Raw genomic sequence first — 23310 nt, forward strand, 5'->3', positions numbered from 1 at the left:
TTAAAACTTCAGTTCTTGGGGCTGCTGAGCAGTGTGAGGGTGAGCAGCGCCCGCGTACACTTTCAGCTTACGGTACATGTCGCGACCCAGCGGATTCTTCGGCAGCATGCCTTTGACCGCGGTCTCGATCACACGTTCTGGCGCCTTGGCGATCAACTTTTCGAAGCTGATCGACTTGATGCCGCCCGGAAAACCGGAGTGAGAGTAGTACATCTTGTCGGTGGTCTTGGCACCAGTCACACGTACCTGCTCTGCATTGATCACGACGATGTAGTCGCCGGTATCTACGTGCGGAGTGTACTCAGGCTTATGCTTGCCACGCAGACGGCTGGCAATTTCGGTAGCCAGACGACCCAGTGTCTGACCCGCAGCGTCGACGACGAACCAGTCGCGCTTTACTGTTTCCGGTTTAGCAGTAAAAGTTTTCATTCTTTATAGCCTCAGGGGCCGCCCTGATAAATAAGACGGCGGATCTTACTGAATAGTGCTTACTTTGACAAGTCAAAGGCAGCCGAAAACGGGCGCTATCGGGGGCTCGGGTCAGCGCGTCCGTAATACGGCAAGATTCTTCGGCAGGCGGCGCATCACTTCCACCGCAGAAAGAGGTGCGCAATTATGCCGATTGCGAAAAAAAATTCAACCTGCTTGTATGGTTGTTTTACGAAAAGGAGCAGCAAATGGATTATCGCCAGTTAGGCCGCACCGATTTGCGCGTCAGCACCCTCTGCCTCGGCAGCATGACCTGGGGTGAGCAGAACAGCGCTGACGAGGCATTCGCCCAGATCGAGCGCAGCAAGGCCCACGGCGTCAATTTCATCGACACTGCCGAGATGTACCCGGTGCCGCCGCGCGCCGAGTCCTACAGTAAAACCGAACAAATTATCGGCGAATATTTCAAACGCAAAGGTGATCGCGCCGACTGGGTGCTCGCGAGCAAGATCGCCGGCCCCGGCAACGGTATCGACTACATCCGTGGCGGCAACCTGAAATTCAACCGGGAACACCTGGTCGCCGCACTGGACGCCAGCCTGAAACGCCTGCAGACCGACTGGATCGACCTCTACCAACTGCACTGGCCAGAGCGCCCGACCAATTTCTTCGGCCAGCTCGGCTATCGCCATCAAGACAGCGAGTTCACCGCACTGGAAGAGACCCTGGCGGTGCTCGACGAACAGGTCAAGGCCGGCAAGATCCGCCACATCGGCCTGTCCAACGAAACCCCCTGGGGCACCATGAAATTCCTCCAGCTGGCAGAGAGCCGCGGCGGGCCGCGCGTGGAGTCGATCCAGAACCCCTACAACCTGCTCAACCGCAGCTTCGAGGTCGGCCTAGCGGAAGTCGCCATGCGCGAACAGTGCGGCCTGCTGGCATACTCACCGCTGGCGTTCGGCATGCTTTCCGGAAAATACCAAGGTGGCGCCCGCCCAGCCAACGCACGAATCAGCCTGTTCAGCCGCTTTACCCGCTACACCAATCCTCAATCCGAGACGGCCTGCTCGCGCTATGTCGCACTGGCCCGCGAACACAGCCTGGACCCGGCGCAAATGGCCCTGGCCTTCGTCACCGCCCAGCCGTTCGTGACCAGCAATATCATCGGCGCCACCAACATGGAGCAGCTGGAGGCCAATCTGATGAGCAGCGAGCTGACCCTCGACGATGAACTGCTGGCCAGCATAGAGGCGATTCACCAGGCGCAACCCAACCCCGCCCCTTGAACACTGCCGGAGCCAGGCGTAGGGCGGCTTACACCCGCCCTACCTCCAGGCCCGCAGCTACAACGAACGCGCAATGATTTCCTTCATGATCTCGTTGGTTCCAGCATAGATGCGCTGCACCCGGGCATCGGCCCAGGCGCGCGCCACCGGGTATTCCCACATGTAGCCGTAGCCGCCATGCAATTGCACGCACTCGTCGAGCACCTTGCACTGCAGGTCGGTGCCCCAGTACTTGAGCATCGCGGCGGTCGGCACATCCAGCTTGCCCTGCAGGTGCAGCTCGAGACAGCGATCGAGAAAGACCCGACCAATCTGAATTTCCGTGGCCATTTCTGCCAGCTTGAAGCGGGTGTTCTGGAAATCCGCGATGGCCTTGCCGAACGCCTTGCGCTCACGGGTGTAGTCCAGGGTCCACTGCAACGCCGCCTCGGCCGAGGCCAGGGCACCGATACCGACAGTCAGGCGCTCCTGAGGCAGTTCCTGCATCAGGTAGGCGAAGCCCATACCTGCCTGACCCAGCAGGTTCTCCCTAGGCACACGCACATCCTGGAAGAACAACTCGGAGGTATCCTGGGCCTTCATGCCGACCTTTTCCAGGCGCTTACCCCTAGAGAAGCCCGGCGTAGCGGCCTCGACCAGAAACAGGCTGGTGCCCTTGGCCCCGGCTTTAGGATCGGTCTTCGCCACCACGATGACCAGATCGGCCAGGTAGCCGTTGGTGATAAAGGTCTTGGAGCCGTTGATCACATAGTCGTCGCCATCCAACACCGCCGTGGTTTTCACGCCCTGCAGGTCGGAGCCGGCGCCCGGCTCGGTCATGGCGATGGCCGTGACCATTTCGCCGGACACCAGCCTGGGCAGGTATTTGTGCTTCAGCTCCTCTGAGCCGTAATGCAGGATGTAAGGCGCCACGATGTCGGAATGCAGGGAGAAACCGATCCCGGTCAGCCCCAGACGGCCAACCTCTTCGATCACCACCGTACTGTAGAGAAAATCGGCAGCCATGCCGCCGTACTCTTCCGGGATATGCGAGCAGAGCATTCCCGCCTCGCCCGCCTTGCTCCACAGCTGGCGATCGATATGCCCATCCTTTTCCCACTGCGCATGAAAGGGCACGGCTTCCTGCTCGAGAAACTTGCGCACGCTGTCGCGGAAGAGCTCATGGTCGGAGCTGAACAGGGTTCTGGGGATCATGCTGGCACCTAATAGCGAAACGTCTGAAAGATGCCTCGACTTTAACCAAGCAAACGCTTGGTCGCACTGGACACAACCGCCAAAAAATAAGACGATCCAGCCAGACGATGACCACTTAGCCTTGATAAGAACCCTAACTATGCTTATTCAGCAGTCGCCGCCCTTGCGGCGCGTCAGTATCCTCGCCACCGAAGGGGTATTTGCCTCGACCTTGATGCAGGCCAAGGACTTTTTCCACATGGCCAGCCTGCGTTACGGCAAACAGCAAGGACTCGGCCTGACCGAAACCTTCGAGATTCGCCTGGTCAGCCCGGACGGCCAGCCGGTGCGCAGCTTCAGCAACGTCATGATCCCGGTTGACGGCGGCCTCGACGCCACCGATGTGATCATCCTGCCCACCTTCTGGGATGATTTCGACGCACTCTGCCAGCGCCACCCACAGGTACTCCGCTGGCTACAAGAGCGCCACGCAGGCGGCAGCGCAATCTGCGGTGAAGCCAAAGGGGTGTTCTGGATGGCCCAGGCCGGCTTGCTCGACGGCAAGGAAGCCACTACTTACTGGCGCTTCTTCCGCGAGTTCACCGAGCGCTTCCCCAAGGTACTGCTCAACCAGGAGAAACACCTGTCGGACGCCGACAACCTGTACTGCGCCGGTGGCGTGACCTCGGCCTGCGACCTTTACATCTACCTGATCGAGCGTTATTGCGGCGCCAGCGTGGCCCAGGGCGTGGCCCGCGACATCCTCTACGAGGTACAGCGCAGCTACACTCCCGGCCGGATCGGCTTTGGCGGGCAGAAACTGCACCACGACCTGACCATCCTGCAAATTCAGCAATGGCTGGAAGAGCACTTCACCGACAAATTCCGCTTCGAGGACGTGGCCCGCGAGCACGGCATGAGCATCCGCAACTTCATGCGCCGCTTTCAGGCTGCCACTGGCGACAAACCCCTGCATTATCTGCAACGACTGCGCATCGAAACGGCGAAAAGCCTGCTTAGCGCCACGCGCAAGAGCATCAAAACCATCAGTTACGAAGTCGGCTACGACGACGCCAGCTTCTTCGCCCGCCTGTTCCGCCAGCACACGGAGCTGTCACCCAACCTGTATCGCCGACAATTCCAGCACAAGGGCAACCAGGAGCAGACAACCTGCTAGCGAATCTGCGCCTGAGAGGCTGCCGCAACGCAGCCAAATCGCATGCACGAATTGAAGTATTACAGCGCGGAACTGCCGGTTACGGCTTATGCGGTCGCGACAGGAACTCATGGGACTGCATTTCGAGCAACCGGCTCAGGGTGCGCTGGAACTCGAAATTCAGGCGACCGCCCTTATAGAGGTCTTTCAACTCGACTTCGGCGGAAATGATCAGCTTGACGTTGCGATCGTAGAACTCGTCCACCAAATTGATGAAGCGCCGCGCCATATCGTCCGTATGCACGTCCATCTGTTCGACATTGGCCAGCAACACCGCGTGGAATATCTTGCCCAGCTCGATGTAATCGTTCTGACTGCGCGGACCGTCGCACAGCTCGCGAAACTCGAACCAACCTACGTCATCGCCGATCTTACGCGCGGTCAGGCTGCGGTTCTCGATCATCAAAGCCTCGTGCTCCTGCACCACACAGTGCTCGGGCAACAGGCTTCTGAAGCTCTTTTCCAGACTCGCTTCGGCCGCCGCATCCAGCGGCCAATGAAACAGCTCGGCCTGCTCCAGCGCGCGTAGACGGTAATCGATACCGCTGTCGACGTTGACGATCTCGGTGTGTTCTTTGAGCAAGGCGATAGCCGGCAGGAAGCGCGCACGCTGCAAGCCATCCTTGTATAGGCCATCCGGCACTATGTTGGAGGTCGCCACCAGACTCACACCGTTCTTGAACAACTCCTCGAGCAGAGTGGCGAGGATCATCGCATCGGTGATGTCGGAGACGAAGAATTCGTCGAAGCAGATCACCCGCGCCTCGTCGGCAAAACGCTGGCCGATGATCACCAGCGGATTCTTCTCGCCTTTGAGGGTGCGCATTTCTTCGTGCACGCGCTTCATGAAGCGGTGGAAGTGCGTGCGCACCTTGCGCTCGAACGGCAACGAATCGAAGAATGTATCGACCAGGTAAGTCTTGCCGCGACCCACCCCGCCCCAGAAGTACAGGCCCTTGACCGGCCCCTGCGGCTTTCTGCTGAACAGCTTGCCAAATACCCCGGACGTACCCTTTTCAGCCGCGACCAAGTCGTCGTATAGGCGCTGCAGGTGACGCACCGCTGTTTCCTGGGCCGCATCGTGGAAAAATTCGGGCCGTTCGAGATCGGCCTGGTAGCGCGCAAGGGGAGTCATATTCGTTAGCCGGGCAAGTAAAACGGGGGCGTAACTTTAACGACGCCCCCGCAACTTGGCAATCGGCCAGCAGCGCTGACTGGCGGAAATCCGACTATTGCATGGGCAGGATGGGGTGAGCCAGAGATACCCATCATCGAACGGCATGGGCATCACTACGCTCAATCGGCTCTATGCTCTGAAATGAATCACGCTCTCTTTGAGGATGCCGACATGCGCTCAATCTGCTTGAGACTCTCAACTAGTTTCTGCCGTAGCTCTTCATCTTGGTTAATACGAGAATTAACCGACATCAAAGCAGTCACAAAATGCTCGCTAAGCAGTTTTTCCTGGAGATTGGTAATTGCCTGAACAACTTCAGCAACCCCCCCTGTTTCTAGCTCTTTTTTGGCCGCCCCAGCTTCTCTACCGTCACCAAACGGTCGAGAAAGCAACACCTCTTCACCATCAGCGCTCAGCAGACGGAAGCGAAAGCTGCCGTCTTCGTCGCGAAAGCTGACGAACCGCGCGCTCTTGCTCGCCTTCTTCTTGCCGCTCTCGGCACCGATGGGCTGGCTGCGGAACGAACGCAGACCAACCGCCTCGCGCAGCTCGCCAAGGAAGGGCGTGGCAATCCTGCGCGCCCTGGCCGCTCCGGCCAGCAGAATATCTTCCAACTCGGCGGGCTTTTCGATCAGGGCGTGATAACGCTCACGCGCCTCGCCCAACTCGGCCTCGAGCAGCTGAAACAATTGCTGCTTGGCTTCACCCCAGGCCAGCCCCTTGATCAGCTCGGCGCGAAAATCCGCCTGCTGGGTCGGTGCGGCGAAGGCCTGATACAGGGTAAACAGATGGGAGCTATCCGGATCCTTGGGTTCGCCGGGCAGCCTGGAGTCGGTAACGATGCGCGCAATCGCATCCTTGAGCTGTTTGGCGCTGCCGAACAGCGGAATGGTGTTGTCATAGCTCTTGCTCATCTTGCGCCCGTCCAGGCCCGGCAGAGTCGCTACATCTTCCTCGATCACCGCCTCAGGCAGGGTGAACAGCTCCTTGCCCTGGCCGAACAGGTGGTTAAAGCGCTGGGCGATATCGCGAGCCATTTCCACGTGCTGGATCTGGTCGCGACCGACCGGCACCTTGTGCGCATTGAACATCAGGATGTCTGCGGCCATCAGCACCGGGTAGCTGAACAAGCCCATGGTGACACCGGCATCTGCGTCCTCGCCCTGCTCGACATTCTTGTCCACCGACGCCTTGTAGGCATGCGCACGATTGAGCAGACCTTTACCCGCAACACAGCTGAGCAGCCAGCACAGCTCGGGGATCTCCGGAATATCGGACTGACGGTAGAAGGTCGCCCGGCTCACATCAAGACCGCAGGCCAGCCAAGTCGCCGCGATCTCCAGGCGCGAGCGCTGGATCCGCGCTGGATCATCACACTTGATCAGTGCGTGGTAATCGGCGAGAAAATAGAAGGAGTCTGCATCGGCTGCGCGACTGGCGACTATCGCCGGGCGGATGGCGCCGGCGTAGTTGCCGAGATGCGGGGTGCCGGTGGTGGTTATGCCGGTAAGGATACGAGTGGTCATGGCTATCGCTTATAAGGCTGCAATCAGTTCGAAAGGCGCGGCAACAGCAGATCCTTGAGATCGGTCAGCTTGCCGTGAAAAAAGTGGCCGCATTCTGCCACTTTCAGCAGCTCATGGGCACGCCCCAAGCCGGCGGACCAAGCATAAACCGCCTGCGGATCGATCACTTCATCGGCCTCGGGCTGGATCAGCGTCAGCGGGCAGCGCTGCGCCGGCGGATTCTCGGCAGTCAGCCGACTGACCGCTGGTGCCACCATGCATAAATGCGCTAGCTCCACGCCTTGATGCTCCAGGCGTCCGCCGAGGCTGGCGGCGACAAAGCCACCGAAGGAAAAGCCCAGCAGGGTCAGGGGCAGCTGCGGGTAGTGCTTGCGCAGCCAATGGGCCACCACCTCCGCGTCATCCACCTCGCCACTGTGCATGTCATGGCTACCGGCACTGGCGCCGACACCCCGATAATTGAAACGCAGGGTAGCCAGACCGGCATCACGGGCGGTGCGCTGCAGGGTCGAGACGACTTTGTTGAGCATGGTTCCACCCTGCGCCGGATTGGGGTGGCAGATCAGCGCAACGCCGCGCGCGTCGGCCACATTGAGAGACAGGGCTTCCAGCTGGCCGCAGGGGCCATCGATAAAAACAGGGGTTTCGCGGGTGAGCAACGGTGAACTCCGTGACCTCTTAGAGGGTCGACTCGTCTAGCTGACAGCCTGCGCCGCACACACTTCGGCATCGCATTGCGGTATACAGCGCAGGTTCCAGCCGTTAACGTAAAGCAAAGCCGTTTAGAGAGGAAGGACTCGTGGAACAGACGCTCACAGCCTGGTTGCTACCGGCCATCACCCTGGTAGCCGGCATCGCCATCGGCTTCCTGATTGCTCGCCTTGCGCCCAATGCAGCCCCCGGCCGCACACAACGCCAGTTGGACGAGATCCAGGAACGCTTCGACACCTACCAAAGCGAAGTGGTAACCCACTTCAACACCACTGCCAATCTGGTGAAGAAGCTCACCCAGAGCCATCAGGACGTGCAACAACACCTCTCCGAAGGGGCCAACCGCCTGGCACTCGACGAACTGACCCGCCAGCGCCTGCTCGCCAGCCTGCACGCAGAAGACGGCGGCAGCGAACGACGCGAGCGCTTGAAGCCTCCGGCGTCCCAGGAAATGCCCAAGGACTATGCGCCGAAAAGCGCCGATGTACCGGGCATGCTCGACGAAAGCTACGGCCTGAAGAACAAACGCTGAGCGCACTCGGAGCCGGCTGACACTCAACCCGGCCCAACAAAAAGCTCGGTACTGGTTAAGCTGCAACTCGCGGTTGCTACCTGCTGCATAGGCATGCGTTGCCCTGCACGAGTGGCCGGGTGGCGTTCCGCTTCAGCCGCCCCCCCCCCTACACAAAGGCTATGGCGCCCATAAGTGCTCACAACTGCTAATTGGCACATAGCTAACAAAAAGCCCCGCTCAAGAGCGGGGCTTTTTGTTAGGCGTACGATCCGTTAGATCGCGCCGCGCTCACGCAACAACGCCAACACCTGCCTGACGCTCTCTTCCAGCGACAGGCTTTGGGTGTCGATTACCAGGTCGGCATCCAGCGGCACGTCATAGGGGAATGACAGACCGGGGATATTGTCGCCAGCCGCCGCGTACAAGCCCTGAGGGTCACGCTCGGCACAGACCTGCGGAGAAGCCTGCACATAGACGGTGATCAACCGCTCGGCACCGAGCAGCGCCTTGGCCTGTTCACGGCCTTCGGCATCCGGGGCAACGAAAGCCGCCAGGGTCAGCAGGCCGGCCTCGTTGAACTGACGCGCCACATGGGCAGCACGCCGCCAGTTCTCGGTACGTCCGGTGCGATCCTGCGGCAAGCCCTTGTTCAGGTCATGCCGCAGGTTCTGGCCATCGAGCACATAGACCGCGCGGCCTATGTCGAACAGCTTGCGCTCCACTGCGTAGGCCAGGGTGCTCTTGCCGGCGCCGGACAGACCGCTGAACAGCACGGTGGCAGGCTGTTGGCCGAAGCGCGCGGCGCGCTCTTCGGTCGACACGTGAGCCAGCTTGCCGTGATGACCATCGGCACGTTGCACACCGACCGGGTCGGCGATGATCATGCCGGCACCCACGGTGCCGTTGGTCAAGCGATCGATAATGATGAACGAGCCGGTGGTGCGGTTGTGCGCATAGCCGTCCAGGGCGATGGGCGCATCTAGGGCCACTCGCACCTGACCGATCTCGTTCAGGTGCAAGCTGCTCGCCGGGCCATGCTCCAGGGTGTTCACATCAACCCGGTGGGTGATGCTGGCAATCGAGGCCGGCACATAGCTGGTGGCACGCTTGATGTCGTATTTCTTGCCCGGCAGCATCGGCTCTTCGGCCATCCACACCAGCATGGCGTCGAAGCTGTCGACCACCTGCGGGCGGTTGTCGGCATGCACCAGCATGTCGCCACGCGATACGTCGATCTCGTCTTCCAGGGTCAGGGTAATCGCCTGGCCTGGACCGGCATGCTCCAGTTCGCCGTCATAGGTGACGATGGACTTGACCTTGCTGCCCTTGCCAGACGGCAACACCACCACCTCGTCGCCCTTGCGCACGATGCCGCTGGCCAGGGTGCCGGCGAAGCCGCGGAAGTTCAGATTGGGACGGTTGACGTACTGCACCGGGAAACGCAGGTCGGTGAAATTGCGGTCACCGGCGACTTCCACGGTTTCGAGGATTTCCATTAGTGACTGACCGTCATACCAAGGCGAACGCTCGCTCTTGTTGACTACGTTGTCGCCCTTGAGCGCCGACATCGGCACGAAGTGCAGCGAGCTCGGCTTGAGCGCGATACCTTCGGCGAACTTCAGGTAATCGGCCGTGATCTGCTCGAATACGCCCTGATCGAAGTCCTTCAGGTCCATCTTGTTGATGGCCACGACTATGTGTTTGATACCCAGCAGCGAGGCGATGAAGCTGTGCCGTTTGGTCTGGGTCTGCACGCCATAACGGGCATCGATCAGGATGATCGCCAGATCGCAGGTGGACGCACCGGTGGCCATATTACGGGTGTACTGCTCATGGCCGGGGGTATCGGCAATGATGAACTTGCGCTTGGTGGTACTGAAGTAGCGGTAGGCCACATCGATGGTGATGCCTTGCTCGCGCTCGGCTTGCAGGCCGTCGACCAGCAGCGCCAGATCCACCTCTTCGCCGGTGGTACCGGACTTCTTCGAGTCGCGGGTAATGGCTTCCATATGATCTTCGTAGATCATCTTGGAATCGTGGAGCAGACGGCCGATCAGGGTACTTTTGCCGTCGTCGACGTTGCCGCAGGTGAGAAAGCGCAGCAAATCCTTGCGTTCGTGCTGGGCCAGGTAGGCGAGGATGTCCTCGCTGATCAGATCGGATTGGTGCGACATATCAAAAGTACCCCTGACGTTTTTTCTCTTCCATGGAGCCTGCACCATCGTGGTCGATGACCCGGCCCTGGCGCTCGGAAGTACGGGCCAGGAGCATTTCCTGAATGATGTCGGTCAAGGTAGTCGCAGTGGACTCCACCGCGCCGGTCAGCGGATAGCAGCCGAGGGTGCGGAAACGCACCATCTTCTTGGTGATGCGGGCTTTCTCTTCATCGCTCAGGTGCTCGAGGATGCGTTCGTCGTCGATCATGATCAACGTACCGTCTTTCTCGATCACTTCGCGCTCGGCGGCGAAGTACAGCGGCACTATCGGGATCTGTTCCAGGTAGATGTACTGCCAGATGTCCAGCTCGGTCCAGTTGGACAGCGGGAACACGCGGATCGACTCGCCCTTTTTGACGTTGCCGTTGTACACATCCCACAGCTCGGGGCGCTGGTTTTTCGGGTCCCAGCGGTGCTTGCTGTCGCGGAAGGAGTACACGCGTTCCTTGGCCCGGGACTTCTCTTCGTCACGCCGCGCGCCACCGAAGGCCGCATCGAAACCGTATTTATCCAGTGCCTGCTTGAGGCCCTCGGTCTTCATCACGTCGGTGTGCTTGGCACTGCCGTAGGTGAAGGGATTCATGTCCTGCGCCACGCCATCCGGATTGGTGTGGGTGATCAGGTCCAGGCCATACTCGCTGACCATCTTCTCGCGGAAGCTGTACATCTCCTGAAATTTCCAGCGCGTGTCGATGTGCATCACCGGGAACGGCAGCTTGCCGGGAAAGAACGCCTTACGTGCCAGGTGCAGCATCACGGCGGAGTCTTTACCGATGGAATAGAGCATTACCGGGTTATCGAATTCGGCGGCCACTTCACGAATGATGTGGATACTTTCCGCCTCCAGCTGTTTCAGGTGGGTCAGTTTATCGAGCATGGTTACTCACGATTTGCAGTGTGATTGGGCCGGAGGGCCGTGGACGATGGCGCACTCTAGCACAGCATCCGCTTCTAATCAGGAGGCCAACTAGATCAAAACGATCTAGCTTTATACCCGCTGATTCGGGCATCCACGGACATCAGATTGGATTGGGACAGTCGATAAACAGGTGTTCGATGGCAAACCGACGCGCCAGGTAATCACCCAGCGCCTGCACGCCATACCGCTCGGTGGCATGGTGGCCCGCGGCGATAAAGCTGATGCCATTCTCGCGCGCGCTGTGAAAGGTTTGCTCGGACGCTTCGCCGGTCAGGTAGAGGTCAACGCCGGCCGCGATGGCCTGGTCGATATAGCCCTGACCGCCACCGGTGCACCAACCGACCCGGCGAACCACTGCCGCGCCTTCAATCAACAAGGGTTCACGACCGAGCACTTCCTGCACCCGTCGGGCGAAATCGCGCGGACTCATGGGCTCGCGCAAAGAGCCAAGTAAGCCAACCGTGCGCGGATCATCCGGGTCGAGCGGCCCCTCGACGGTAATATCGAGCTGGGCGGCCAGCTGCACGTTATTGCCGACCTCCGGGTGCAGGTCAAGCGGCAGGTGATAGGCCAGCAAGCTGATATCGTTGCTCAGCAGGGTTTTCAGGCGGCGCTGCTTCATTCCGGTGATACACGGATTTTCGCCCTTCCAGAAATAGCCGTGGTGCACCAGCAGCACATCGGCCTCAGCCTCCACCGCGGCATCGACCAAGGCCTGACTGGCGGTTACGCCGCTGACGATACGCCGCACCTGGGGCCGCCCTTCGATTTGCAAACCATTCGGGCAGTAGTCACTGATCCGAGCGGCATTCAAGTAGCGCTGTGCTTCTTCCACCAGGGTGGTCAAGGCAATAGCCATATGGATTCCTCACCTGCTGTTACAGGCCGCTGCCTTATTGGCAATTGGCCCTCTATAATGGCGCACCTTAAGGGGCATATCAGCCCCCGGCAACCTTCAGGATTTCATCGATGTTCAAGGCCCTGCGTTTTCTCGGCTGGCCCCTGCTGGTCGGCGTGCTATTGGCACTGCTGATCATTCAGTACTTTCCACAATGGGTTGGCCTGCCCACCCAGGATGTGCAACTACGCCAGGCGCCTGTCTATGGCTCCGCGCAGGAAGGTCCGGTGTCCTATGCCGATGCGGTGGGCACCGCCTCGCCAGCGGTGGCCAACCTCTACACCGCTAAGTTCATCAACAAGCCGACTCACCCCATGTTCGAGGACGAGCAATTCCGCAAGTTCTTTGGCGACAACCTGCCCAAGCAGCGGCGTATGGAATCCAGCCTCGGCTCGGCGGTGATCATGAGCACCGAAGGCTACCTGCTGACCAACAACCACGTGGTGACTGGCGCCGACCAGATAGTGGTGGCCTTGCGTGATGGCCGCGAAACCCTGGCGCGGATAATCGGCAGCGATCCGGAAACCGACCTCGCCGTGCTGAAAATAGATTTGCCTGACCTTCCAGCGATCACCCTCGGTCGCTCGGACAATATCAGGATCGGCGACGTCACCCTGGCCATCGGCAACCCTTTCGGCGTCGGCCAGACCGTGACCATGGGCATCATCAGCGCCACCGGGCGCAACCAGCTGGGCCTCAACACCTACGAAGACTTCATCCAGACCGATGCGGCGATCAACCCGGGTAACTCGGGCGGCGCGCTGGTCGATGCCCACGGCAACCTGGTCGGGATCAACACCGCGATCTTCTCCAAGTCCGGTGGCTCGCAAGGCATTGGTTTCGCCATCCCGGTGAAACTGGCGCTGGAAGTGATGCAGGCGATCATCGAGCAAGGTCAGGTGATTCGCGGCTGGCTGGGCATCGAAGTGCAACCGCTGACCCCGGAGCTGGCGGAGTCCTTCGGCCTAGAAGGTCGCCCGGGCATCGTTGTCGCCGGCATCTACCGCGATGGCCCGGCGCAGAAGGCCGGCCTGCAACCCGGCGATCTGATCCTCAACATCGACGGCGAAGCAGCCAGTGACGGCCGCCGCTCGATGAACCAGGTGGCCCGCACCAAGCCCGGCGGAAAGATCCGCATCGAGATCCTGCGCAACGGCGAACGACAGGAACTGAGCGCCGAAATAGGCGTACGCCCACCCGTGAAGGAAGGTTGACAGTCATCCTGCCGCTCAGTTTATCCCGCGGCGTGGCAACCTCTAACCTGCAGCCTGTTCGCCTCGCGAAGATGCAACTCGAATAGGCAGACCGCCCAACCCTCCTGCGCAGGGCGGGCTTTAGCCCACCAGCCAGGCTGACCGTCCCGGTGAGCGAAGGCGGATTGCCGCCCAGCCCTCCCTATCTTCAGCTACAGGCTTGCAAGCGCATCCAGCAACGCTTGGTTCTGCTCCGGCGCGCCAATGCTGATGCGCAGGAACTGGGCGATTCGCGCCTGTTTGAAGTGACGCACGATCACGCCCTGCTCACGCAAGCCGGCCGCCAAAGTGGCCGCATCCTTGTGCGAGTGACGGGCAAAGACGAAATTCGCCGCCGAAGGCAACACCTCGAAACCCAGCGCCTGCAGGCCAGCCACGGTGACTTCACGGCTCTCGATGACCTGCTGACAGGTCGCCTCGAAATACTCACGATCATCAAAAGCAGCGGCAGCACCGGCAATCGCTATGCGATCCAGGGGATAGGAGTTGAAGCTGTTCTTGATCCGCTCCAGCGCCTCGATCAGGTCCGGGTGACCCACTGCCAGACCGACGCGCAGGCCGGCCAGAGAGCGCGACTTGGACAAGGTCTGGGTCACTAGCAGGTTCGGATACTGGTCGACCAGGCTGATCGCCGTTGCACCGCCGAAATCGATATAGGCCTCGTCGACCAACACCACGCTGTCGGGATTGTTCTTGAGCAATTGTTCGATGGTATCCAGAGCCAACAGGCAGCCGGTTGGCGCATTGGGGTTGGGAAAGACGATGCCGCCGTTGGGCCGAGCGTAGTCCTCGAGCCGAATCTGGAACTGCTCGTCCAGCGCGATCACCTCGGCCTTGATGCCGTAGAGACCGCAGTAGACCGGGTAGAAGCTGTAGCTGATATCCGGAAACAGCAACGGCTTGTCGTGCTGAAACAGGCCATGGAAGGCATGCGCCAGAACCTCGTCGGAACCGTTGCCGAGGAACACCTGGCGGGTCTGCACGCCGTAGTAGTCGGCCACCGCCTGCTTCAGGCGCTCGCCATTCGGGTCCGGGTACAGACGCAGGTTGTCGTTGAGCTCGGCCTGCATCGCCGCAATCGCCTTGGGCGACGGTCCGTAGGGATTTTCATTGGTATTGAGTTTGACCAGCTTGGCCAGTTTCGGCTGTTCACCTGGCACATAGGGCACCAGGTCTTTGACGAAGGGGCTCCAGAATTTGCTCATCTGCCCTTCTCTCCTCGAATTTGTTGCGTTGGCGATGGGTATCGCTGCGCTCAACCCATCCTACGGTGGCGTCGTTAGCCCTTGATGCGGTACTCGGCACTGCGCGCGTGGGCTGTCAGCGACTCGCCACGAGCCAGCACCGAAGCAGTCTTGCCCAGTTCGGACGCACCCTGCGCCGAACACTGGATGATCGAGGAACGCTTCTGGAAGTCGTATACCCCCAGCGGCGAGGAGAAGCGCGCGGTGCCGGAGGTCGGCAGCACGTGGTTCGGCCCAGCGCAGTAGTCGCCCAGCGCCTCCGCGGTGTAACGGCCCATGAAGATCGCGCCGGCATGACGGATCTGTGGCAGATACTGCTCGGGCTCGGCGACGGACAACTCCAGGTGTTCCGGGGCGATGCGGTTGGCCACCTCGATGGCCTGGACCATGTCGACCACCTGGATCAACGCGCCGCGGGCCTCGAGGGATGTGCGGATGATATCGGCACGCTCCATGGTCGGCAGCAGCCTGGCGATGCTCTCGGCCACGCGATCGAGAAAGGCCGCATCCGGGCTGACCAGGATCGATTGCGCGTCCTCATCGTGCTCGGCCTGGGAGAACAGGTCCATGGCGATCCAGTCCGGATCGGTCTGGCCGTCACAGACCACCAGAATTTCCGACGGCCCGGCAATCATGTCGATACCGACCTTGCCAAATACGTGGCGCTTGGCGGTAGCCACATAGATGTTGCCGGGGCCGACGATCTTGTCCACCGGCGGCACGCTCTCGGTGCCATAGGCCAATGCCGCCACGGCCTGGGCACCACCGATGGTGAACACCCGGTCGACCCCGGCGATGCAGGCCGCGGCCAGCACCAGTTCGTTGATCTCACCACGCGGGGTCGGTACCACCATCACCACTTCCGGCACGCCGGCGACTTTGGCCGGAATGGCGTTCATCAGCACCGAGGACGGATAGGAGGCCTTACCGCCCGGCACATAGAGGCCGGCACGATCCAGCGGGGTGATTTTCTGGCCAAGCACGGTGCCGTCGGCCTCGGTGTAGCTCCAGGAATCCTGCACCTGCTTCTCGTGGTAGCTGCGCACGCGCTCGGCGGCAAGTTCCAGTGCCTGGCGCTGCACCGGGGTGATACGGGTCAAGGCCAATTCCAGACGCTCGCGCGGCAGGATCAGGTCGGCCATCGAGGCGACTTCGAGGTCGTCGAACTTCTGGGTGAACTCGACCAATGCCGCGTCGCCACGCTCGCGCACGGCCTTGATGATCTCCAGCACACGCTGGTTGACCGCATCGTCCGAGACACTTTCCCAGCTGAGCAGATGATCCAGATGACGGGCAAAGTCCTGGTCGGCAGCGTTGAGTCGGCGGATGGCGATAGCAGCAGTCATAGCGGGCCTCATGATTGGCAAATGCTCGGGCGTCGACAGGCTACCAAGCCCACCGCATGGACGCCCGAGAAATTGGCTATGACATGGATAGGCGGCCGAAAATCGCTCCTGCATATTCGGCATTTCCGCCGTCCTTGGCGGTCACGCGGCGCAATGCCGCAAAGGTATTAGCTGGGGTGTCGTGCCTCTACGGCTTCGCGCAGGGTATCGATCAGTTCCTGGATGCGCGCGTGCTGCATCCTCATCGAAGCCTTGTTGACGATCAGCCGTGAACTGATGTGGGCGATCAGCTCCTGGGCTTCCAGGCCGTTGGCGCGCAGGGTATTGCCGGTATCGACCACGTCGATGATCTTGTCGGCCAGCCCCACCAGCGGCGCCAACTCCATCGAGCCGTAAAGCTTGATGATATCGACCTGACGGCCCTGCTCGGCGTAGTAACGCTTGGCCACGTTGACGAACTTGGTGGCCACACGTAGCCGGCCTTTCGGCTCGGACGCGCCAACGGCGCCGGCGGTCATCAGCTTGCACAGCGCAATGCGCAGATCCAGCGGCTCATACAGGCCCTGGCCGCCGTACTCGAGCAACACGTCCTTGCCGGCCACGCCGAGATCCGCGGCACCATGCTCGACATAGGTCGGCACATCGGTGGCGCGCACGATCAGCAGACGCACATCCGCCTGGGTGGTGGGGATGATCAGCTTGCGGCTTTTATCCGGATTCTCGGTCGGCACAATGCCTGCCGCGGCGAGCAGCGGCAGGGTGTCGTCGAGGATGCGGCCTTTGGACAGCGCAATGGTCAGCATGAAGCAAATTTCCTTTGGAACTGGACCAGACCAGCCCTTGCGGGCTGGCTATGGGACATCGCTGCGCTCAGCAACAACCTAACCCGGCACACGGCGAATTTTAGCGCCGAGCATCTGTAGTTTTTCCTCGATGCACTCGTAACCACGGTCGATATGGTAGATGCGGTCGATCAGGGTATCGCCGTCGGCGACCAGTGCGGCGATGACCAGGCTGGCCGAGGCACGCAGGTCGGTGGCCATGACCGGGGCGCCCTTGAGCTTGTCGACACCGGTGACGATGGCGGTATTGCCCTCGACCATGATCTGCGCACCCATGCGAGTCATTTCATAGACGTGCATGAAGCGGTTTTCGAACACGGTTTCGATCACCGTACCGGTCCCTTCGGCAATCGCGTTGAGGGCAATGAACTGCGCCTGCATATCGGTGGGGAACGCCGGATAGGGCGCGGTGCGCAGGTTGACGGCTTTCGGCCGCTTGCCTTTCATGTCCAGTTCGATCCAGTCGGCACCGGTGGTGACTTCCGCACCGGCTTCCTGCAGCTTGGACAGTACAGCTTCCAGGGCGGTGGGATCGGTATCTTTCAGTTTGACCCGGCCGCCTGTCGCCGCTGCCGCCACCAGGTAGGTGCCGGTTTCGATACGGTCGGGCATCACACTGAAACGGGCACCGCCGAGACGCTCGACGCCATCGATGGTGATGGTGTCGGTGCCGGCACCGGAAATCTTCGCCCCCATGGCGATCAGGCAGTTAGCCAGATCCACCACTTCCGGCTCGCGCGCGGCGTTTTCCAGCACGCTGCGGCCTTTGGCTAGAGTCGCGGCCATCATGATGTTTTCGGTACCGGTCACGCTCACGGTATCGAAGAAGAAGTGCGCACCGCGCAGACCGCCCTCGGGCGCCTTGGCCTTGATATAGCCAGCTTCCACATTGATGATCGCGCCCATCGCTTCGAGGCCGCGGATGTGCAGGTCGACCGGCCGCGAACCAATCGCGCAACCGCCAGGTAGGGCGACTTCGGCCTCACCGAAACGTGCCACCAGCGGCCCGAGCACCAGGATCGAGGCGCGCATGGTCTTGACCAGCTCGTAGGGGGCGATCAGCGTCTTGATCGCCCGCGCGTCGACTTCGACACTGAGTTTCTCGTCGATGATCGGCTCGATGCCCATGCGCCCGAACAACTCGATCATGGTGGTGATGTCGTGCAAGTGCGGCAGGTTGCAGATGGTCACCGGCGCATCGCCGAGCAGAGTGGCGGCAAGAATCGGCAGGGCGGAGTTCTTCGCCCCGGAAATGCGGATCTCGCCATTCAGGCGCACACCGCCGGTAATAATCAGTTTGTCCATGACTCTCTCGATTTAGGAGCGCGCGGCCCAATCGGCACGGCTGAAGAATTTCATGCTCACCGCATGGATACTGCCATCGGCAATCCACGGATTGAGGTGAGCGTAGACCTGCTGTTGACGCTTGACCGGGCCCAAGCCAGCCAACTCATCACTAATCAGGTTCAGCTGGAAGTTACAGCCTTCGCCTTCAACTTCCACCTGGGTGTCCGGCAGTTTGGCCTCCAGGAGGCTTTTCACTTCTAAGGCCTGCATGCTCAACCTCGATCAACACATTGATTAACGACAGCAGAGTCTGGGGAGCTGGAGGGCTTTTGCGCAGTAGCACAGCGACAAGCCCGACAGACTACAAAGCTCGCGGTCGCGCATCATACAAAAAAAGCCACGCGCCTGCGAACCCCGCGCGGGGGTTGTCCCGACCGCGAGCCGGGCTCAGGCTTCCAGCGGCAGCACATCCAGCAGCCCGGAGACACTGGCGATCTCGCGCATTTCCTCGGGCATGCTGCGCACCACCAGGCTTTTACCTGCAGCCTGGGCATCACGCATGAACGCCAGCAACAGCGACAGACCCACGCTGCTGGACTTCTCCACAGAGGCACAGTCGATCACGCAGCGAGCCGCCTGACTGGCGGTAATCAGCCGTCCGCCCTGCTCGCGCAAGGCCGGGCCACCGAGATAATCGAGCACGCCCGAAAGCTGAAACAGTCCGGACGATTGTTCGACGATGGCAGCCTTGCTCACGATTCACCCGCAGACTGACGGGCCTTGGCTACGGTATTGGCCCAGCTGTCGATGACCTTGTCCAGGTCATTACCGTGGTTCTGCATGGACTGGGCGAACTGATCGCGAAACAGCTTGCCGACGTTGATGCCATTGATGATCAGGTTGCGCATCTTCCAGCCGTCATCCTGCTTGACCATGGTGTAGGACAGCGGATAGAGGGTGCCATTACCGTCCTTGATCTCCATGTGCACCGAAGCGCGCTGCGGACTCTGCTTGCCGCTGGATGGCAGCACGCGAATATCCTGATTGTTGTATTCGAGCAGGGCGTTGCCATAAAACTGCATCAGACTGCGCTTGAAGTTTTCCTGAAAGCGCTGCATCTGCTCAGGCGTGGCCTGGCGCGAGTAGCGCACGGTCATCACTCCACGGGAAATGCCGTCAACATCCACCACCGGACCGAGAATATCGTTCAGCGATGCATAAAAAGCCGCTGGATCGCTGCGGTATTTGTCTTTATTGAGCTTCAGGTCTTCCAGCAGCGTGGTCGTGGTTTGCTCCACCACCTGATGGGCACTCGGCGCGGCGACAGCCAGCAGCGGCATGGCCGCCAGCAGAGCGAACAGACTGTTACGCAGGGTCTTGAGCATAGTGGGAGCCCTCATTAATTAGCCTCGTCTTTATTGACCGAGTTGAGCAGGAATTTACCGATCAGGTCCTCCAGCACCAACGAAGACTGGGTGTCGTAGATGGTACCGCCATCGACGAGCACCTCTTCATCACCGCCAACGCTGATGCCGATGTACTTCTCACCGAGCAAACCGGCGGTCAGGATCGAAGCAGTCGAATCGGTGGGCAGGTTGTCCACGCTGTCATCCAGCAAGAGGGTGACGCGCCCGGTGTAGCTGTCGCGATCCAGATCGATTGCGGTCACTTTACCGATGGTCACCCCAGCCATGGTCACCTTGGACCGTATCGTTAGACCGGCGATATTCTCAAAGTGCGCATAGACTTTGTAAGTATCGCTGCTACCTACCGTCAGACCACTGACGCGCAACGCCAGCAGCAGCAGGGCCAATAACCCGGCCAACAGGAACAGGCCGACACCAATCTCCAGTGTGCGGTTTTGCATCAGAAGTCTCCAAACATCAAAGTGGTCAGAATAAAGTCCAGCCCCAACACGGCGAGCGAGGCGTAAACCACTGTTTTTGTGGTGGCGCGACTGATGCCTTCCGAGGTCGGCTCACAGTCATAGCCCTGAAAAACGGCAATCCAGGTAACGACAAAGCCAAAAACGATGCTTTTGATCACACCATTGAGCACATCTTCACGAAACGAAACACTGTTCTGCATGTTGGCCCAGAACGAACCCTCATAAACGCCGAGCCAGTCGACGGCGACCATCGCCCCACCCCAGATACCGACCACGCTGAAAATCACCGCGAGCAACGGCATCGAGATGAAACCGGCCCACAGACGCGGCGCAACGATGTACTTGAGCGGATCGACACCGATCATTTCCAGGCTGGACAATTGCTCGGTGGATTTCATGTTGCCGATTTCCGCTGTCAATGCGGATCCCGCGCGCCCAGCGAACAACAAGGCGGTGACCACGGGGCCGAGTTCGCGCAGCAAGGTCAGGGCGACCATCTGCCCAACCGCCTGTTCCGAACCGTAGTCAGACAGGATATTGAAACCCTGCAACGACAAGACCATGCCGATAAAAACCCCCGACACGACGATGATCGCCAGGGACATCACGCCTACCGAGTACAACTGTTTTATCAGCAACTGCAGCGGACTGCCGGCAGAACTGCGACCGAACAGCGCACGCACCAGAAACACCGTCGCACGCCCAAGCGTGGCAACCGCATCGATGCCGGCGCGACCCAACAGGCGGATCCGTTCGAGCGTAGATGTCTTGTGCATCAGTGCCCCCCCAATAAATCGTCGCGGTAGTCTGCCGCCGGAAAGTGAAACGGCACCGGCCCGTCTGGAATGCCTTGCATGAACTGGCGAACGCGAGGGTCATCCGAGTTCATCAACTCGTCCGGCGTGCCCTGACCGAGCACCTTGGTGTCGCCCACCAGGTAGATGTAATCGGCAATGCTGGCGGTTTCCGCCAGGTCATGGGACACCACGATGCTGGTAATACCCAAGGCATCGCTGAGCAAACGAATCAAGCGCACCAGCACCCCCATGGCAATCGGATCCTGGCCAACGAAAGGCTCGTCGTACATCAGTATCTGGGGATCGAGGGCAATCGCCCGCGCCAGCGCTACGCGGCGCTTCATGCCACCGGACAACTCATCCGGCATCAATTCCAGCGCACCGCGCAGACCCACGGCCTGCAGCTTCATCAGGACAATGTCACGGATCATTTCGTCAGGCAGCTGGGTGTGCACACGCAGCGGAAAGGCGACGTTCTCGAACACATCCAGGTCGGTGAATAGCGCGCCGCTCTGGAACAGCACGCCCATCTGCTTGCGCATGTCGAACAGCTCGCTGCGCGAGAGGTTCGGCAAGTTCAGCCCATTGACCCACACCTCCCCCTTGCTCGGCCTGAGCTGCGCACCGATCAGGCGCAACAGCGTGGTCTTGCCACAGCCGGAAGGCCCCATGATGCCGGTGACCTTGCCACGCGGGATGCGAATGTCTATATCTTTGAAAATGTCCCGGTCGCCCCGCTGAAAACTGAGGTTTTTCAGCTCGACCGCATATTGCTGCTCGGCACTCATCTCGACTCCTTGGATGCAGCCTCCCTGACAGACGCCCGCCAGCGCTGCGAAGACACTGCAGTTGCCGGACCGGCCGAAAATGGCCGAGCACTATAACATTGCCGAATTAGCCTGCCCAAGATCGAACATTTGTTTACAAACCACCGAACCCATAATTGAACACTTGCCTGCACGCGGCCGCCAAAAGCGCTCAAGTCCGGCCGCCGAACGATTCAAAGGTGAGCGCACGAAACTTTCCCGCTATAATCGCCGCCTTTTACTCGATATGCCTATAAAGACGCCATGAGCCAGTCCAACGAGCTGATCAAGTCCGCACAACGCACCATTCGCCTGGAACTCGAGGCGATTGAAGAGCTGCTGCCACGTATCGACAGCAATTTTATTCGCGCCTGCGAACTCATTCTGGCCAGCAAGGGCCGCGTGGTGGTGGTCGGTATGGGCAAGTCAGGGCATATCGGCAACAAGATTGCCGCCACCCTGGCCAGCACCGGCACCACCGCATTTTTCGTTCATCCGGCCGAAGCCAGCCATGGCGACATGGGCATGATCACCCGCGACGACGTAGTGCTGGCCCTGTCCAACTCGGGCTCGACGGCGGAAATCATCACCCTGCTGCCGCTGATCAAGCGCCTCGGCATCACCCTTATCAGCATGACCGGCAACCCGGACTCGCCGCTGGCCAAGGCCGCCGAAGTCAACCTGGACGCCCGCGTATCCCAGGAAGCCTGCCCACTCAACCTGGCGCCGACCTCGTCCACCACCGCCTCCCTGGTCCTCGGCGACGCCCTGGCCATTGCCCTACTGGAAGCCCGCGGCTTTACCGCCGAAGATTTTGCCTTCTCCCACCCCGGCGGCGCCCTTGGCCGACGCCTGCTGCTAAAAGTGGAGAACGTCATGCATGCCGGTTCCAGCCTGCCTAGCGTGCAGCGCGGCACCTCGCTGCGTGACGCCCTGCTGGAAATGACCAAGAAAGGCCTGGGCATGACCGTAGTAGTCGAGGGCGACGGACGCCTGGCTGGGGTCTTCACCGATGGCGATCTGCGCCGCACCCTGGATCGCGGCATCGATGTGCGTCAGTCGAGGATCGATGACGTGATGACCGTGCACGGCAAAACCGCCCGCGCGGAGATGCTCGCCGCCGAAGCACTGAAAATCATGGAAGACCACAAGATCAGCGGACTGGTAGTGGTCGACAGCGACGACCGCCCGGTCGGCGCCCTGAATATGCACGACCTGCTACGCGCCGGAGTAATGTGATGCCCCCTGATGCGATCAACCCTGACCTGCAACAACGCGCCCAGGCAGTCAAACTGGCGATTTTCGATGTCGACGGCGTGCTCACCGACGGCAAGCTCTACTTCCTGGTCGACGGTAGCGAGTTCAAGACGTTCAACACCCTCGACGGCCACGGCATCAAGATGCTGATCGCTTCGGGCGTGCGCACCGCCATAATCAGCGGACGCACGACTCCGGTAGTCGAACGCCGGGCAAAAAATCTGGGCATCCAGCACCTGTACCAGGGCCGCGAAGACAAGCTTGTCGTCCTGGATGAGCTGCTCGGCGAACTCGGCCTAAGCTATGAGCAAGTCGCCTATTTGGGTGACGACCTGCCGGACCTGCCGGTGATCCGCCGGGTTGGCCTGGGCATGGCGGTCGCCAGCGCAGACGCGTTTGTGCGCCAGCATGCCCATGGCGTGACCCAGGCCCGCGGCGGCGAAGGCGCAGCCCGCGAATTCTGCGAGCTGATCATGCGCGCCCAAGGCAGCCTCGACGCCGCCCAAGCCGCCTACCTGTAGAGCC

The 23310-nt window shown here is 60.5% G+C and carries 24 protein-coding genes; 6 read left to right on the top strand and 18 right to left on the bottom strand.

Annotation, left to right across the window (positions count from 1 at the left end; all coding sequences use genetic code 11):
* Positions 1 to 429: a 50S ribosomal protein L13 gene (gene rplM, locus VCJ09_RS19355; protein ID WP_079203113.1), complete on the bottom strand. Its 429-nt coding sequence runs from the start codon at positions 427 to 429 to the stop codon at positions 1 to 3.
* Positions 430 to 677: 248 nt separating this feature from the next.
* Here rplM and VCJ09_RS19360 point away from each other — a divergent pair, with 248 nt between their 5' ends.
* On the top strand, positions 678 to 1715 hold the full coding sequence (locus VCJ09_RS19360) for an NADP(H)-dependent aldo-keto reductase (RefSeq protein WP_324731690.1): 1038 nt from the start codon (positions 678 to 680) through the stop codon (positions 1713 to 1715).
* 57 nt (positions 1716 to 1772) lie between these two features.
* Here the strand turns inward: VCJ09_RS19360 and VCJ09_RS19365 are convergent, their stop codons facing one another.
* Positions 1773 to 2909: an acyl-CoA dehydrogenase family protein gene (locus tag VCJ09_RS19365; protein ID WP_324731691.1), complete on the bottom strand. Its 1137-nt coding sequence runs from the start codon at positions 2907 to 2909 to the stop codon at positions 1773 to 1775.
* A gap of 238 nt (positions 2910 to 3147) precedes the next feature.
* Between VCJ09_RS19365 and VCJ09_RS19370 the strand changes: the two genes are divergently transcribed.
* Positions 3148 to 4065 (top strand): GlxA family transcriptional regulator, encoded by a 918-nt coding sequence (locus tag VCJ09_RS19370; RefSeq protein WP_324734695.1) that lies wholly within the window; start codon positions 3148 to 3150, stop codon positions 4063 to 4065.
* A gap of 79 nt (positions 4066 to 4144) precedes the next feature.
* Here the strand turns inward: VCJ09_RS19370 and zapE are convergent, their stop codons facing one another.
* From zapE to VCJ09_RS19385, 3 genes are all read right to left on the bottom strand, one after another.
* Positions 4145 to 5239, bottom strand: a complete 1095-nt coding sequence (gene zapE / locus VCJ09_RS19375) for a cell division protein ZapE (RefSeq protein ID WP_324731692.1) — start codon at positions 5237 to 5239, stop codon at positions 4145 to 4147.
* 188 nt (positions 5240 to 5427) lie between these two features.
* Positions 5428 to 6807, bottom strand: coding sequence for a tryptophan--tRNA ligase (locus tag VCJ09_RS19380; RefSeq protein ID WP_324731693.1), 1380 nt, complete (start codon positions 6805 to 6807; stop codon positions 5428 to 5430).
* Positions 6808 to 6830: 23 nt separating this feature from the next.
* Complete coding sequence (locus VCJ09_RS19385; RefSeq protein WP_324731694.1) at positions 6831 to 7466, bottom strand: alpha/beta hydrolase; 636 nt, start codon at positions 7464 to 7466, stop codon at positions 6831 to 6833.
* A gap of 140 nt (positions 7467 to 7606) precedes the next feature.
* Between VCJ09_RS19385 and VCJ09_RS19390 the strand changes: the two genes are divergently transcribed.
* On the top strand, positions 7607 to 8050 hold the full coding sequence (locus VCJ09_RS19390) for a YhcB family protein (RefSeq protein ID WP_324731695.1): 444 nt from the start codon (positions 7607 to 7609) through the stop codon (positions 8048 to 8050).
* 254 nt (positions 8051 to 8304) lie between these two features.
* Here VCJ09_RS19390 and cysN read toward each other — a convergent pair whose 3' ends face one another.
* The 3 genes from cysN to VCJ09_RS19405 all read right to left on the bottom strand — a co-directional run bounded on the left by cysN (position 8305) and on the right by VCJ09_RS19405 (position 12026).
* Positions 8305 to 10206: a sulfate adenylyltransferase subunit CysN gene (gene cysN / locus VCJ09_RS19395; protein ID WP_324731696.1), complete on the bottom strand. Its 1902-nt coding sequence runs from the start codon at positions 10204 to 10206 to the stop codon at positions 8305 to 8307.
* 1 nt (position 10207) lies between these two features.
* Complete coding sequence (cysD, locus tag VCJ09_RS19400; protein WP_079203121.1) at positions 10208 to 11125, bottom strand: sulfate adenylyltransferase subunit CysD; 918 nt, start codon at positions 11123 to 11125, stop codon at positions 10208 to 10210.
* Between the two features lie 142 nt (positions 11126 to 11267).
* On the bottom strand, positions 11268 to 12026 hold the full coding sequence (locus tag VCJ09_RS19405) for a Nif3-like dinuclear metal center hexameric protein (RefSeq protein WP_324731697.1): 759 nt from the start codon (positions 12024 to 12026) through the stop codon (positions 11268 to 11270).
* 110 nt (positions 12027 to 12136) lie between these two features.
* On the opposite strand from VCJ09_RS19405, the gene algW reads away from it, so the two are divergent.
* A complete protein-coding gene (algW, locus tag VCJ09_RS19410) occupies positions 12137 to 13279 on the top strand; it encodes a Do family serine endopeptidase AlgW (protein ID WP_324731698.1) in 1143 nt (380 codons plus the stop codon).
* Positions 13280 to 13470: 191 nt separating this feature from the next.
* Here the strand turns inward: algW and hisC are convergent, their stop codons facing one another.
* From hisC to VCJ09_RS19460, 10 genes are all read right to left on the bottom strand, one after another.
* Positions 13471 to 14523: a histidinol-phosphate transaminase gene (gene hisC, locus VCJ09_RS19415; protein WP_324731699.1), complete on the bottom strand. Its 1053-nt coding sequence runs from the start codon at positions 14521 to 14523 to the stop codon at positions 13471 to 13473.
* 74 nt (positions 14524 to 14597) lie between these two features.
* The gene (gene hisD, locus VCJ09_RS19420) at positions 14598 to 15908 is read right to left on the bottom strand and encodes a histidinol dehydrogenase (RefSeq protein WP_324731700.1); all 1311 of its coding nucleotides are present in this window, start codon (positions 15906 to 15908) and stop codon (positions 14598 to 14600) included.
* 167 nt (positions 15909 to 16075) lie between these two features.
* Positions 16076 to 16711: an ATP phosphoribosyltransferase gene (hisG, locus tag VCJ09_RS19425; protein WP_324731701.1), complete on the bottom strand. Its 636-nt coding sequence runs from the start codon at positions 16709 to 16711 to the stop codon at positions 16076 to 16078.
* A gap of 78 nt (positions 16712 to 16789) precedes the next feature.
* A complete protein-coding gene (gene murA, locus VCJ09_RS19430; RefSeq protein ID WP_324731702.1) occupies positions 16790 to 18055 on the bottom strand; it encodes a UDP-N-acetylglucosamine 1-carboxyvinyltransferase in 1266 nt (421 codons plus the stop codon).
* Between the two features lie 12 nt (positions 18056 to 18067).
* Positions 18068 to 18307, bottom strand: coding sequence for a BolA family protein (locus VCJ09_RS19435; RefSeq protein ID WP_079203128.1), 240 nt, complete (start codon positions 18305 to 18307; stop codon positions 18068 to 18070).
* A 177-nt stretch (positions 18308 to 18484) separates the two neighbouring features.
* Positions 18485 to 18793: an STAS domain-containing protein gene (locus tag VCJ09_RS19440; protein WP_324731703.1), complete on the bottom strand. Its 309-nt coding sequence runs from the start codon at positions 18791 to 18793 to the stop codon at positions 18485 to 18487.
* The gene (locus tag VCJ09_RS19445) at positions 18790 to 19422 is read right to left on the bottom strand and encodes an MlaC/ttg2D family ABC transporter substrate-binding protein (RefSeq protein ID WP_324734696.1); all 633 of its coding nucleotides are present in this window, start codon (positions 19420 to 19422) and stop codon (positions 18790 to 18792) included. The genes VCJ09_RS19440 and VCJ09_RS19445 overlap by 4 nt, the downstream gene beginning before the upstream one ends.
* A gap of 14 nt (positions 19423 to 19436) precedes the next feature.
* The gene (gene mlaD, locus VCJ09_RS19450; protein ID WP_324731704.1) at positions 19437 to 19904 is read right to left on the bottom strand and encodes an outer membrane lipid asymmetry maintenance protein MlaD; all 468 of its coding nucleotides are present in this window, start codon (positions 19902 to 19904) and stop codon (positions 19437 to 19439) included.
* The gene (gene mlaE / locus VCJ09_RS19455) at positions 19904 to 20701 is read right to left on the bottom strand and encodes a lipid asymmetry maintenance ABC transporter permease subunit MlaE (protein WP_324731705.1); all 798 of its coding nucleotides are present in this window, start codon (positions 20699 to 20701) and stop codon (positions 19904 to 19906) included. The genes mlaD and mlaE overlap by 1 nt, the downstream gene beginning before the upstream one ends.
* Positions 20701 to 21510, bottom strand: a complete 810-nt coding sequence (locus VCJ09_RS19460; protein ID WP_324731706.1) for an ATP-binding cassette domain-containing protein — start codon at positions 21508 to 21510, stop codon at positions 20701 to 20703. The genes mlaE and VCJ09_RS19460 overlap by 1 nt, the downstream gene beginning before the upstream one ends.
* A gap of 282 nt (positions 21511 to 21792) precedes the next feature.
* Here VCJ09_RS19460 and VCJ09_RS19465 point away from each other — a divergent pair, with 282 nt between their 5' ends.
* Positions 21793 to 22767: a KpsF/GutQ family sugar-phosphate isomerase gene (locus VCJ09_RS19465; protein WP_324731707.1), complete on the top strand. Its 975-nt coding sequence runs from the start codon at positions 21793 to 21795 to the stop codon at positions 22765 to 22767.
* Positions 22767 to 23306, top strand: coding sequence for a KdsC family phosphatase (locus tag VCJ09_RS19470; protein WP_324731708.1), 540 nt, complete (start codon positions 22767 to 22769; stop codon positions 23304 to 23306). Before VCJ09_RS19465 ends, VCJ09_RS19470 begins: the two co-directional genes overlap by 1 nt.
* The last annotated feature ends 4 nt before the right edge of the window (positions 23307 to 23310 follow it).

Origin of the sequence: Pseudomonas paeninsulae (genome assembly GCF_035621475.1) — a bacterium.
GTDB lineage: Bacteria > Pseudomonadota > Gammaproteobacteria > Pseudomonadales > Pseudomonadaceae > Aquipseudomonas > Aquipseudomonas paeninsulae.